Source organism: Hymenobacter latericoloratus (genome assembly GCF_014199535.1).
Lineage (GTDB): Bacteria > Bacteroidota > Bacteroidia > Cytophagales > Hymenobacteraceae > Hymenobacter > Hymenobacter latericoloratus.
In genome coordinates, this window is sequence record NZ_JACHNV010000005.1 from 32,763 (window position 1) to 46,081 (window position 13,319).

The following is a 13,319-nucleotide window of genomic DNA, read 5'->3' on the forward strand; positions in this document are numbered from 1 at the left end:
ACCTTTCGGTCCTACCCCGGTTTATCAGCCTTGTAATCCTGAAACCATGCTGTTATTCATCTTGGATAATCTTGGATGAGTACTACGCTGAATTTCAGAACCCTTTTCATTTTCCCACCGAATACCCCCTGATGGCAGGCAGCGGTGCGGCGAAAGGCCGTGTCCTTGCGCCTGATGGTTTGGATTCCGGGCGGCTGCCATTAGTCGCCTACCGTGCGTTGGCTACGTGGTGTAGTAGCTGCTTTACCCCGAATATGAAACAAACGAAACGGGCGCTCCGCTTGCTGCTTGGGCTGTTTATGCTTGCCCCGGCCTGGCTGCAGGCGCAGCCCACCTCCCCTCCGCCCCCGCCCAGCGCCCTCACGCTGGAGCAGTGCCTGCAATACGCCCTGCAAAACCAGCCGGTGCTCCGGCAGGCCCGCCTCGATGAGGAAACCAACGAGGCCACCATTCGCATTGGGCTGGCCGGCTGGCTGCCCCAGGTGGGCCTCAACGCCACGGGGCAGCACTACTTCCAGTTGCCTTACACGGTGTTTCCCAACGCGGAAGGCGTGAACGTGCCTCGCCAGATTGGCCTGAGAAACACCTCTACCGTGGGGCTGGCCGCCACCCAGGCCCTCTACAACAACGATGTGCGCCTGGCCCTGCGCACAGCCCGCCCCTCCAGGCAGTTCTATCAGCAGAACACGGTAGGCGTGCGCATTGATGTGGTAACCGACGTGAGCAAGGCCTTTTACGACGTGCTGCTTTCCCAGCGCCAGCTGGACGTGCTGGGCGAAGACATCGTGCGCCTGCAGCGCAGCCTCAAGGATGCCCGCGCCCGCTACGAAGCCGGCATTGTGGATAAAACCGATTACAAGCAGGCTGAGATTCTGCTCAATAACTCCGTGGCGGCGCGCAAGCAGGCCCAGGAGGCCATCAAGGCGAAATCGGCGTACCTGCGGGAGCTGATGGGCCTGAGCGGGCAGCAGCCCCTGACCCTGCAGTACGATACCCTGCGGCTGATGCAGGATGCGGCCGTGGACACGGCCGTGGCCCTGGACCCCGCCAACCGCATTGAGCTGCAGCAGCTGCAAACCCAGAAAGCCCTGCAGGCCGCCCAGATCAGCTACTACCGCTGGGGGTTCCTGCCGTCCTTGTCGGCGTTTGGTAACTACAACGCGGCTTTTCTGAGCAACGAAATCAGCACGCTCTACAACCAGCGCCTACCCAACTCCTACGCGGGGCTGCAGCTGAGCCTGCCCATTTTTCAGGGCCTGCGCCGCCTCCAGAACCTGCGCCGCGAACGGCTCACCGACCAGCGCCTCGACCAGGATATTCTGGCTACCCGCAACCGCATCAATACCGAGTTTGAGCAGGCCCTGGCCAGCTACAAAGGCTACTACGCCGACTACCTCATCGGGCAGCGCAACCTGGCTTTGTCCAAGGAAGTGTACTCCGTGGTGGACCTGCAGTACCGGGAGGGCATCAAAACCTACCTCGACGTGATTGTGGCTCAGACTACGCTGCGCACGGCCCAGCTCAACTACTACAGCGCCCTGTTTCAGGTGCTCAGCAGCAAAGTGGATTTGCTGCGCGCCCAAGGCAATCTGCCAACCGGGTTTTAGGGCATGAGGGGGTGGGGGTGCGAGGTGTAAGGGTAGGAGGGTAGGAGGGTAGGAGGGCTTGAGGGTATAGCTTCTGATGACAAAGCCCTCCTACCCTCCTACCCTCCTACCCTCCTACCCTCACACCTCGCACCCCCACACCTTCACACCTTCACGCCCTCCTACCCTGACACCCCCTACCCCCAAGCAACGCATCCTTTCCGCCGCTCCTGCTTACCCCATATGAAAAACACAGTTCTTGCCTTGTCTTACGCTGCGGGCCTGCTGGCTTTGGCCGGCTGCGGCAACAAAGAGGCCGAAAAGCCCGCCGGTCCGCCGCCGGCCACGCCCGTGACCCTGGTAGCCGCCCGCGAAACCGATGCGGTGTACTACGATGAGTACCCGGCCACGGTAGTCGCCATCAACAACGTGGAGCTGCGCAGCCAGGTAGCGGGCTTTATCACGGGCATCTTCTTTAAGGAAGGCGACGTGGTGCAGAAAGGCAAAACCCTCTACGAAATAGACCGCCGCAAGTACCAGGCCGCCTACCAGCAGGCCCAGGCTGCCCTGCGCAGCACCCAGGCCACGGCCCAGAACGCCCGCGTAAACCTGAACCGCTACGAGCGGCTGCTGGAGCAGGATGCCGTGGCCCGCCAACTAGTGGACAACGCCCGCACGGCCTACGCCACGGCCCAGGCGCAGATTGCCGAGGCCCAGGCTGGCGTATCGGCCGCCCGCACCGACCTCGACTACTCCCTGATCAAGGCGCCCTTCACGGGCCGCATTGGTATTTCGCAGGTGCGGCTGGGCTCCCAGGTCAGCCCGGGCTCTACCTTGCTCAACACCATTGGCGGCGAGGACCCGATGGGGGTTGATTTCGTGGTGACGGAATCGGACCTCACGCGCTTCAACGACCTGCAGCGCCAGGGCGGCGGGGCTTCCGACTCCACCTTCCGGCTGGTGCTGCCCGATGGCACCCGCTATGAGCAGCCGGGCAAAATTCTGGCCATCGACCGGGGCGTAAACCAACAGACCGGTACCGTCCGGATTCGGGTGCAGTTCAGCAACCCCCAGCGCCAACTCAAGGATGGCATGAGCACGGTGCTGCGCGTGCTCAACCGGCAGTCGGGCCGCCGCATCGTCATTCCTTACAAAGCAGTGGTAGAGCAGATGGGCGAAAACTTCGTGTTCGTGGCCGGCGACAGCAGCAAAGCCTACCAGCGCAAAGTGCAGCTGGGCCCGCGCCTACGCGACCAGATCGTCGTTATGGAAGGCATCAAGTCCGGCGACCAGGTAGTAACCGAAGGCCTGCAGCGCCTGCGCGACGGCGGCCAGATTCAAACCGGCCCGCCCGCCCAGGCCCAGGGCGGCGCAGGAGCCCCGGCCGCGGGTGGCGCCAAGTGACCTAAAATGTAGAGCTATGCTAGCTGCTCTCCTCGGAAAAGGAGGGATTGGGGGTGGTTGACCGAAGCGCCTACACAATAACTAGCTCTAGTTTTTGAATCTGAAAATCAACCACCCCAGCCCCTCCTTTCCGAGGAGGGCAGCTAGCACAGCTTTTCTCCCAGCAGCGCATCTATTCCTTCTGATATGATTGCAGAAACCTTTATCCGGCGCCCCGTCACGGCCATTGTCACCTCCCTGGTGATTGTGCTGGTGGGGGTGCTGGCCATCCTGAATCTGCCCGTGGGGCAGTATCCGGAAATCACGCCGCCCACGGTGTCGGTGAGCGGCACTTACACCGGGGCCGATGCCCAAACGGTGGAGCAGACGGTAGCTACGCCCGTGGAAGTGCAGGTGAACGGCACGCCCGGCATGACCTACCTGCAAAGCAACAGCACCAGCAACGGGCAGATGAGCATGACGGTGAACTTCGAAGTGGGCACCGACATCAACATTGCCGCCTTGGACGTACAGAACCGCGTGGGCATTGCCCAGCCTACCCTGCCCCAGGAGGTACAGCGCCTGGGCCTGGTGGTGCGCAAGCGCAACCCCAGCATTCTGATGCTGGTGGCCCTGTACGCCCCCAACGGCTCGCACAACAGCACCTTCCTCGATAACTACGCCAACGTGTTCATCAAGGACGCTTTGCTGCGTACCAAGGGGGTAGGCGACATCGTGTCGCGGGCCGATGACTTCTCCATGCGCGTGTGGCTGAACCCTGACCGGCTTTCCCAGCTGGGCGTAACGGCCCAGGAAGTAACGGCGGCCATTCAGGAGCAGAACGCCCAGATTGCGGCCGGCTCCATTGGGGCGCCGCCCTCCCAGCGCGGCCAGACGTTCGAGTACATTGTGTTCGTGAAGGGCCGCCTGACCACCACCGACGAGTTTGGGGATATTGTGGTGAAAACCCGCCCCGACGATGGCTCGGTGGTGTACCTCAAGGATGTGGCCCGCCTGGAGCTGGGCAAGTTTAATTACGCCAACAACTCCTACGTGGACGGCAAGCGCGCCGCCTACCTGCTGGTGTACCAGGCCCCGGGCGCCAACGCCCTGGAAACCTACGAAAACGTGCTGGGCACCATGACCCAGCTGAAAAAGCAGTTCCCCGCCGACCTCGATTACGTGGTGCCGTTCGAGGCTGCTTCCGTGGTGAAAGTGTCGATTGAAGAGGTGCTGCACACGCTGGTAGAAGCCCTGATTCTGGTAATTGTGGTGGTGTACCTGTTCCTGCAGAGCTGGCGCTCCACCCTGATTCCGGTGCTGGCTATTCCGGTGTCCATCATCGGCACGTTCATCCTGTTTATTCCGCTGGGCTTCACCATCAATACGCTCACCATGTTCGGCTTCGTGCTGGCCATTGGTATTGTGGTCGATGACGCCATTGTGGTGGTGGAGGCCGTAGAGCACAACATGAACGAGCGGGGCATGAGCCCCCTGGACGCCACCCTGGCGGCCATGCGCGAAATTTCGGCGCCGGTTATTGCCATTGCTCTTATTCTGGCGGCGGTGTTCGTGCCGGTGGGCTTTATTCCGGGCATCACGGGCCGCTTATACCAGCAGTTTGCCATTACCATTGCCATTTCGGTGCTGATTTCGGCCTTTGTGGCTCTCTCGCTCACGCCGGCCCTGTGCGTGCTGCTGCTCAAGCCCCACAAGCGCGACGAAAACTCCCGGGGCGTTGACCGCCTGTTCTACAAGTTCAACACCTGGTTTGATAAGGTGACCCGCAAGTACGGCAACGGCGTACAGCGCGGCATCAATCACTCCCGCTTCGTGGTGGTCATTCTGGTGTGCATTGTGGCTGGTACGGGCCTGCTGTTCGCTAAAAAGCCCGGCGGCTTTATCCCGACCGAGGACGAGGGCCGGGTCATCATTACCTTCAACCTGCCCGAAGCCGCCGCCACGGAACGCACGGTAAGCACCCTGAATGCCATTATGAAGGAGCTAAGCCAGATCAAGGGCATCCGGCACTACGCGGGTCTGGGTGGTCTGAACGCGGTAAACTTCTCTTCCAAATCAAACAGTGGCACGGTGTTCTGCCAGCTCCAGCCCTGGGAAGAGCGCAAGGACAAAGAGCTGCAGCTTCAGGGCCTGATTGCCACCATTCAGCAGCGCCTAAGCCATCTGAAGGAAGCCAATATCGTTGTGATTTCGCCGCCCGCTATTCCGGGCCTGGGTAACACGGGCGGCTTCTCGTTTATTCTGCAGGAGCGCGAGGCGGGCGGCGACATCAAGAACTTCGATGCCCAGCTCCAGAACTTCCTGGGGGCCCTGCGCAAGCGCCCCGAAATTGCGGCTCCCTTCTCCTTCTTCACGGCCAATACGCCCGGCTACCAGCTTACCATTGACCGCGAGAAAGCCAAGAAACTGGGGGTATCCATTGCCGATGTGGGCACGGCCCTGCGCACCTATCTGGGCTCGGCCTACGTGAACGACTTCACGGTGTACGGCCGCAACTTTCGGGTGGTAACCCAGGCCGACAGCATGTACCGCACCAACATCAGCAACCTGGGGCAGTACTACGTGCGCAACTCCTCGGGCGGCATGGTGCCCCTGAGTACGCTCACCAGCTACCAGCGCACCGAGTCAGCTCCCCTGATTTCGCACTACAACCTGTTCCGCTCCGCCGAAATCAACGGCAACGCGGCCCCCGGCTACTCTTCCGGCGACGCCATTAAGGCCCTGCAGGAAACGGCTGCCCAGAGCCTGCCCCAGGGCTACGGCTTCGAGTTTTCGGGCCTGACGCGGGAAGAGCTGCTGGCCGGCGGCCAGACGGTGTACATCTTCGCCCTGTCTTTGGCCTTTGTGTTCCTGTTTCTGGCGGCCTTGTATGAAAGCTGGTCGGTGCCGTTCTCCGTACTGCTGGCCGTGCCGGTGGGGGCCTTCGGGGCTATTCTGGCGCTTACCTTCCTGCCCAAGCTCACCAACAACGTCTATGCCCAGATCGGGCTGATCACGCTGATCGGTTTGTCGGCCAAAAACGCCATTCTGATTATCGAATTTGCCAAAGAGCGGGTGGACAAAGGCATGCCCCTGGTAGATGCTACCCTGGAAGCCGTGCGCCTGCGTCTGCGCCCCATTGTGATGACCTCGCTGGCCTTTATCCTGGGCGTGCTGCCGCTGGTGTTTGCCTCCGGGGCCGGCGCCCAAAGCCGCCAGACCATCGGCTGGACGGTGCTCGGCGGCATGCTTTCGGCTACGCTGCTGGCCATCTTTATTGTGCCGGTGCTCTACGTGCTCATCACCCGCTTTGCTTACGGCAAAGAGAAGCTGGCCGAGCTCGAAGCCAACTATAAGCCCGATGAAGAACACGGCGGCCCCAAAGAAGAAGGCCCCGGCGAAGGCAACCACTCTCCCGCCCCCAGCCCGGCCTAGGCTACTCTGGCCGCTCCACCCATTTGCCGGAGGCAACCGGAAGCCCCTGTGAAACCGACACTCCTTAATCTGAGCTATCGGTTTCACGGGGGCTTTTCGTTTGGTAACAACTGGCTTACGGCCGCCAATAGCATCTTTAGTTACCTTACCGCCAGCAATATAGCTTGGTAGCTAGGCTCTCCAGGGCATATTGCGCAGATCCATTACACTACTAAATTCAATAGCATAAGCAGGCTAATATTAACCTAATTTTATACTAAAATTATTAGCATAACTAATGCGGATTACCGAACTTGAGGCTACCAACTTACCCCGCTTCGTATGTCTGATTTCGCTTATGCTTATGCCCGTCCTTCTGCGCTGGAAGCCCGTCCGGAAGGCAATGCCTTGCTTTTGTCTGCCTTCGCCGAGGATGCCGCTGAATCCGGTACTTCCTGCTTTTTCTGGGGGCGGCTACGTAACTCCTGGCTAGCCGCCCGCGGGCTAAGCACGTTAGCTAAAGTGGTGGCCTCGCGGTTCGTGCCGCAGAGCGCCGCCCTCCGCGACCCCATCGTAACGGCCGGAGCCGGGCTGCTGCGCTTCGAAGCATTTTCCTCGTGCAATGGCGTGTACGCCCGCCTGGACCTGGGGCCGGAAGCCCTGGACGGGGAGTTTCTGAGCAGCGGCACTACCAACGTCGATTTCAACGAGCCCATGGTGAATGCCCTGGCCCGCATTTCGCGCACCGAGCCGGTGCTGCTGTCGGTGGGTGAGCAAGAGGTAGTACTGGAGCGGGCCGAGGGCCGCGTGACGGAGCGCAAAGTAGCCCTGCCGGAGCGCTGGATTAAAGGCCTGACCGCCGTGCAGGCCTACCTGGCCCTGATGGAAGAAAAGATGCGTCTCACCCGCGTGCAGGCCGTGCAGCTGGTGCAGGGCCTACCCGCCGGCACTGCCAAAACCGACGTTTTTCTGGTGCTGCGCGGCCCCCGGCCCAGCTTCTCGCCGGTGGCGACGGCGGGGGCGGTGCGGGTGGGCGGCGCCCACCGACTGCGGCTCCTGGAGGGGCTGCTGCCTTTGTGCGAAGCCCTGCGCGTGTACGCTACTCCTGATGGGCAGGCCTCGGCCTTTGTGCTGGAGCTGGGCGGCGGGCAACAGTTTGTGCTGGCCTTGTCGGCGGATGTGTGGCGGGGCTTTTCGGGGGAAGGCAACCAGCTGGATGCCCTGATGGAAGAATTGCCCACCGAGTGGATTGCGGGTGCCAATAACCTGTTTCGGGGCAACGAAACCTTCAACCCTACCCTCTTCGCCCTCGAAAACAACCTCGACCCCAACACCGTGGACAAGCTCTGCGCCAGCCTTTCGGCCATGGGGCTGCTGGGCTTCGACCTGGCCGAAAATCAGTATTTCTACCGCCGCCTACCCTTCAAAACCCAGCGCATCCTCAGCCTGAACCCGCGCCTGAAAAACGCGCGGGCCCTGCTGGCCGCCGCCGATGGCCTGCAGCTGGTGGGTGTGGGCGAAGGCGGGCGCACCGAGGCGCGAGTGCGCGGTACGGGCGTATGGCACACGGTACTGGTAGGTGGGGCGCAACCGCCCCAATGCACCTGCACCTGGTTTAGTGAGCACCAGGGCCAGCGTGGCCCTTGCAAGCATATTCTGGCGGCTCAAATGCAATTCGCTTAAATTCCCTACCCCCGTTGTCTGCTTAAACGCGGTCCTATCTGCGGCTGCGTAGGCTCTGCTATTCTATGACTACTGCCGAAACCTTCGAGCACATTATCCGCCACCAAAGCTGCCGGGAGCTGGTGCCCTTCCTGGGGGCGCTGGGCAACTCCGACATTGTGGCGGTGCGCCAGAAAACAAAAAGCCTGCTCCGGGAGCTGGACCGCTACGAGAAAACGCATGGGCGGTCAGGCCTGGGCGAGTACCGCCGGGTTATCACGCCGGAGCAGGAGATGATGCTCTTCTTTGCCGGCCTGGCTACTTACTCGCGCAAAGAGGCCCAGGCCCGCAGCTTCTCGCTGCCCTGGCACCTTTCTGATCGGGGCCCCGACCCGCAGGGGCACCAGGAGCAGTTTATGACGGTGCTGGAACAGGCCCGGCCCGCGTGGCTGGCGGAGTGGCTGGTGCGGCTTACCCGCGCGAACCAATGGGCTGTTCTATCCTACAAACAGCTGCGGGAGCTGGAAGACCGGAACCTGCTGGCCCACGACCCGTGGTTGTTCACTCAATCGGTAGCTCACCAGCTGACCCGCTATAACTGGCTGCGCAACACCTATAAGAAACCCGATATTGACGGCTACGACCAGCAGATTCTGCAGCAGCTACAAGAGGACCCCACCCTACTGCAGCGCGACCTGCTCCTGCTGTTCGATTATGACAGTCTGGTGGATTCTGACAGCACCTTCAGCGGGAAAGACCGGGAATTGATTAACTGGCTGACTCTGCTGCCCCGGTTGGTTGCTTCGGGTCACCTGAACCGCCCGGAGGTGCTGACCCGCTGCCTGCTGGCTCTGCGCCGCGACTTCCGCCGGCCCCTGCTGACGTGGTTCAAGAACCTGTTTCTGGCCCTGCAGCCTACCCCCGCCGAGCGGCTGGCCCGGCAAACCGAACTAGTTGATCTGCTGGCCCACCCGCTGCCGCTGGTCATTAACTTTGCGCTTGATCAGCTGAAAGAGCTGTGGACGCAGCCGGCGTTCGATGCCGCCGCCCTGCTGCTGTACGCCGATGCGCTGGTTACCCGCCAGGACCTGAAAACGGGCCTGCGCACGCTGTTCAATGGCCTGGAAAAACTACTTAAGCAGGACCCTACCCTGGCCCCAACCCTGAGCCGGCTCAGCACCACGGCCCTTACCAGTGCCGATGCCAGCGTACAGGAGCGGGCCGCCAAGCTGCTCAAAACCATTCTCGGGGCCCGGAAACCCTTGCTGACAGCCGCGGAGGCAGCGGAAACCACCGATACTATTAGCCTCTACACCGACCTGCTGACGCCGGCTGCCCGCACCCTGCTGGGACCGTACCTGACTACCGCACCCACGCCCGGCAGCTCTACGGCGCTGGCTGCCGCCTACGCGCCGGCCACCGGCTTCACCCCCGATATTTCAGAGGCTACGGTTATTGCTCCGGTGCGTGACTGGCACGAACTGCTGTTTCTGACCGGCGAGCTGCTACAGCACAACAGCCCCGTCAGGGTGGAGCGGTGGCTTGATGGCCTGGGGCGCCTGCGCGGCCACTACCCCGCCGACTACGCCCAACAGCTGCGACCGTATATCGTGCAGACGGCCTCTTCGGAGCTTAAAAACAAGACCGACGACGAAATCCGGGAGTACTTCCGCACCTACTCGTTCGGCGGAATTCGGCAGGGCCGCCGGGAGCTGCTTGTTGCGCTGCTGATTAGCTGGTACCAGGGCTTTACCCAGGGCAACGTGCCGCGTGCCAACCTGCAGCCCCAGCAGTATAGCGCCCCCGACCCGCTGCTGCTAGTAGAGCAAGCCCGCCTGGCCGCGCTTGAGCAACGCCTCCACACCGGCAGTCCCGCCCTACCCCTGCTCAGTACGCCAAGCCACGCTCCGCACTGGGTGGCGCCCTCCGCGCTGGTGCAGCGCCTGCTGGCCTACCAGGCCGCCAGCGCAGAACCTGCTGCCGCCGACCTCGCCCTGGCCCTGACCCGCACCGCCGCCACGGCCCCCGATGATGCCGCTGCTGCCCGCCTGCTGCTCCCGCAACTGCAGCATCCGGAACTACGCGCCCTGCTCGAGTGGTACCTGGCCCCCCAACCTGAGCCCGCCGCCTTACCCCTGCAGGTGGCACCATCCCCTGGCAAGCCCATAGCCCGCGAGCTAACGGAACGGCTGGGCAAGCTGATTCCGTTTCTGAAACGCACACCGGCTGCGGATTCCTCCCCGCCCCTGGCGGAGTCCCTGCCGTGGCTGTGGGTGGTGGCGGCCCGCACACGTTTGCCCTATCAGGAGTTGCCGGCGCTGGCCGCCGTGGCCAGCTACCCCGGCGTGGCTCAGCCCTGGCTTCCGGGGTGGCACTTCGAGCAGAAAACGCACACTTACAAGCAAAGCTGGAACAAGCAGCACCCCGAAGTGACGAATACGTGGCAGGAGCTTTTGGTGCATACTCCTCCGGTGCCGCAGGGACTGCCCAACCCCTTGCTGCTGTATTCCTACTACGTGCAGCCGCCCAAGTCCACTACTGGCTGGTACTCACTTTTCTCCCTGCAGCTGGAGCTACCTTTTTTGCTTTCCCTGTTTCCACAAAACCCCGACCCGCTGTACTGGCACCTGATCCGGTTGAGCTGCCGGACGGATAACTCGGATACTACGGCCCGGGAGGTAATTCAAACGGCGCTGCACGCACTTCTGGCGGCGGGACCGGCCTTCAGCGAGCCGGCTACCCTGCTGCTGGCGCTAGGGCTCACGCATTCTACCCCGGCAGGCCGGGCCGTAGCGCTGGAGGTTTTGCTGGCTTCCGTTGATACGGGCCGGCTAGTGCCGGATGCGCTAGGCAGAATACTGGGCAAGCTGCTGGCGGTAGGGTTTGCACCGGTGCAGCGCCTCAGCGACGCCCTGGCCCAGGCCCGCGCCATCAGTCCCCTGCTAGACGATGCGGTAGGCCAGGTGCTGGACGAGTTGCTGCCGCTATTGCCAACGGCCACGCCTCTGCGCAACACCCGCAAGCTGCTGGAAGCCTACACCGATGTGCAACAGCGGACCACCCGGGTAGTGCCGGCCCCGGTTGCTCAGCACCTGCAGGCCTGGAGCCAGTCAGCGGCCCTCAGGAAGGCCGCCGCTAGCTTACTTACGGTGTAAATAGTTGCTTTCTACCTCTCACTCTTCCCGTGGTTCTTATAATGCGCGCCTTTCTGCTTTCCCTTCTCCTTAACCTGACTTCTTCTGTGGTGATGGCCCAAACGCACCCTGTTATTCCATTATATGCGGGCGCGGTGCCCAACTCTAAGCCGAGCCCAACGGCCGAAGCCGTCACAAGGAGGCCCGACGGCAGCCCGCGCGTTTCGCAGGTAGTACAGCCCACCCTCACGGTGTATAAAGCGGCCAAAGCCAACGGCACGGCGGTCATCATCTGCCCCGGCGGCGGCTACGGAATGCTGGCCATGGACCACGAGGGCCACGACGTAGCAAGGCGGTTCAACGACATGGGCATTACGGCCTTTGTGCTGAAATACCGCCTACCCCTCGACGCAAGCCAAACCGACAAATCCATTACCCCGCTGCTGGATGCCCAGCAGGCCCTGCGGCTGGTGCGGCAGCGGGCCGCCGAGTTTGGGGTGCACCTGGGCCGGGTGGGCCTGATGGGCTTTTCGGCCGGCGGGCACCTGGCGGCTACCACGGGTACCCACTTCACTACCCCCGTCGGCGATACGAAGGACAAAACCACCGTGCGCCCCGATTTTCTGATGCTGATTTACCCGGTGATTAGCTTGTCGGATAGCCTCATGCACGCCGGCTCCCGCACGAATCTTCTGGGTGACAAGCCCGCGGGTGAGCAAATCAAGCGCTACTCCAACGAGCTGCAGGTGACCGCCCAAACGCCGCCTACCTTCCTGGTGCACGCCCAAGACGACCAGGTGGTGAAAGTGCAGAACAGCCTGGCGTTCTACGAAGCCTGCCTGCACCATAAGGTACCCGTGGAGATGCACCTTTATCCGCTGGGGGGCCACGGCTTCGGCATGCACAACAAAACCACCCAAGACAACTGGACCGACCGCCTGCAGAACTGGCTGGCGGCCGGCGGCTGGCTGGGCCAGAGCAGGTAGAAGGCGGGAAACCATCCCCTCCTTCTTTGCTCCCGCTCAGGCTGATACCCGTTTTGGCTTACGCCTGGCGCATGGGTCTGGCGCACCTCAAAGCAGCTCTTCCCAGCCTACCTCCGCCCCCGTCCACCAGACCTGCGCGCCGGCAGGCCCTGAAGCAGCGCCCGCCTGCGTCAGCAGCAGGCCCCGGATGAGGGGCATTTCGGTGCGGGCTATTTCTTCCACGGTAGCAAGGGCGGTTTCAGCGGGGCCGGTGGGGTAGCGCAGGCTGACTCTGAGGGCCGTGTGCAGGGCTAACTCCTGCAGCTCGGGCACCCCGGATGCAGGCAACAGCAGCACGCCCAAACCCGGCAGCGAAAAATTTTTATCGACCTGAAAAAGAAATTTTTCTTCCATGAGGCGCTGTACGCAAAAACTGCCCGTATTGGCTGGAACACCATGTTTTCAACATTTCACCTGTCCAAAACAGAGGCCTCCCTTCGCCCTACTGCCGAGCTAAACCTGTCCCGACTTTTGCCCGTATTGGCATGGTGCTTGTAAAACTGAGCGCAGGGCTACTGCTCAACCAGCCCACCGAACCTAAACTTCTCTTCGCCATGAAAAAGGTAAGTCTGCTTCTCGCCCTGGTAATGTTCTTCTCCGCCATTGCTACCAGCTTTGCGCAGGATCGTAAGATTAGCTCCCACGCCAAAGGGGCCGTCATTGGTGGTTTGGGTGGTGCCGCCGCTGGTGCCATCATCAACAAGAAAAACCGCGTAGTAGGTGGTGCCGTGGGGGGTGCGGCCGGCGCGGGCCTCGGCTACGTTATTGGTAAGAATGCCGACAACAAGCGCAAGGCTGAAGCGGCCCGCGTAGCCGCCGCCCGCCGGGCTGAGCAGCGCCGCGCGGCCGCCTACCGCGCGGGCCTGGCCCAGGGTGCTGCCAAGGCCAAGGCAAACAACACGGCCCTGGCCGCCGCTGCCGTGCCCGCCGCCGCTGCCGCCCCCGTTATGATGAACAGCTTTGGTGCTCCGGCCGGTGCTCCGGCCGCCCTGTCCATGAGCTCGGCCTACCTGCCGAACAACAACTACGGCGCCCGCGACGCGGCCTATCCTACCTCGGAAGTGCGCCGCAAGAGCTGGTAATCCTATTTTTGCTCTAGCTTCTAAGCCCAGGCC

General features: G+C 62.2%; 8 protein-coding genes. 7 read left to right on the forward strand and 1 reads right to left on the reverse strand.

The genetic code is table 11. From position 1 onward, the window contains the following. The first annotated feature begins 254 nt into the window (after positions 1 to 254). The 6 genes from GGU46_RS15865 (at position 255) to GGU46_RS15890 (ending at position 12,165) form a co-directional block, all read left to right on the forward strand. A complete protein-coding gene (locus tag GGU46_RS15865; RefSeq protein WP_183404549.1) occupies positions 255 to 1,607 on the forward strand; it encodes a TolC family protein in 1,353 nt (450 codons plus the stop codon). 222 nt (positions 1,608 to 1,829) lie between these two features. Then, complete coding sequence (locus GGU46_RS15870; RefSeq protein ID WP_183404550.1) at positions 1,830 to 2,990, forward strand: efflux RND transporter periplasmic adaptor subunit; 1,161 nt, start codon at positions 1,830 to 1,832, stop codon at positions 2,988 to 2,990. A 186-nt stretch (positions 2,991 to 3,176) separates the two neighbouring features. Beyond that, positions 3,177 to 6,404, forward strand: a complete 3,228-nt coding sequence (locus GGU46_RS15875; protein WP_183404551.1) for an efflux RND transporter permease subunit — start codon at positions 3,177 to 3,179, stop codon at positions 6,402 to 6,404. Positions 6,405 to 6,725: 321 nt separating this feature from the next. Continuing rightward, complete coding sequence (locus GGU46_RS15880) at positions 6,726 to 8,066, forward strand: SWIM zinc finger family protein (RefSeq protein WP_183404552.1); 1,341 nt, start codon at positions 6,726 to 6,728, stop codon at positions 8,064 to 8,066. Positions 8,067 to 8,131: 65 nt separating this feature from the next. Continuing rightward, entirely contained in the window at positions 8,132 to 11,200 is a 3,069-nt protein-coding gene (locus tag GGU46_RS15885) for a DUF6493 family protein (protein WP_183404553.1), read from the forward strand. 41 nt (positions 11,201 to 11,241) lie between these two features. Next, positions 11,242 to 12,165 carry an alpha/beta hydrolase gene (locus tag GGU46_RS15890; protein WP_183404554.1) on the forward strand — a complete coding sequence of 308 codons (924 nt, stop codon included), beginning with the start codon at positions 11,242 to 11,244 and terminating at the stop codon, positions 12,163 to 12,165. 87 nt (positions 12,166 to 12,252) lie between these two features. On the opposite strand, the gene GGU46_RS15895 is transcribed toward GGU46_RS15890, so the two are convergent. Further along, positions 12,253 to 12,558 carry a hypothetical protein gene (locus GGU46_RS15895; RefSeq protein WP_183404555.1) on the reverse strand — a complete coding sequence of 102 codons (306 nt, stop codon included), beginning with the start codon at positions 12,556 to 12,558 and terminating at the stop codon, positions 12,253 to 12,255. A gap of 131 nt (positions 12,559 to 12,689) precedes the next feature. On the opposite strand from GGU46_RS15895, the gene GGU46_RS15900 reads away from it, so the two are divergent. Then, a complete protein-coding gene (locus tag GGU46_RS15900) occupies positions 12,690 to 13,286 on the forward strand; it encodes a YMGG-like glycine zipper-containing protein (protein WP_246417700.1) in 597 nt (198 codons plus the stop codon). The last annotated feature ends 33 nt before the right edge of the window (positions 13,287 to 13,319 follow it).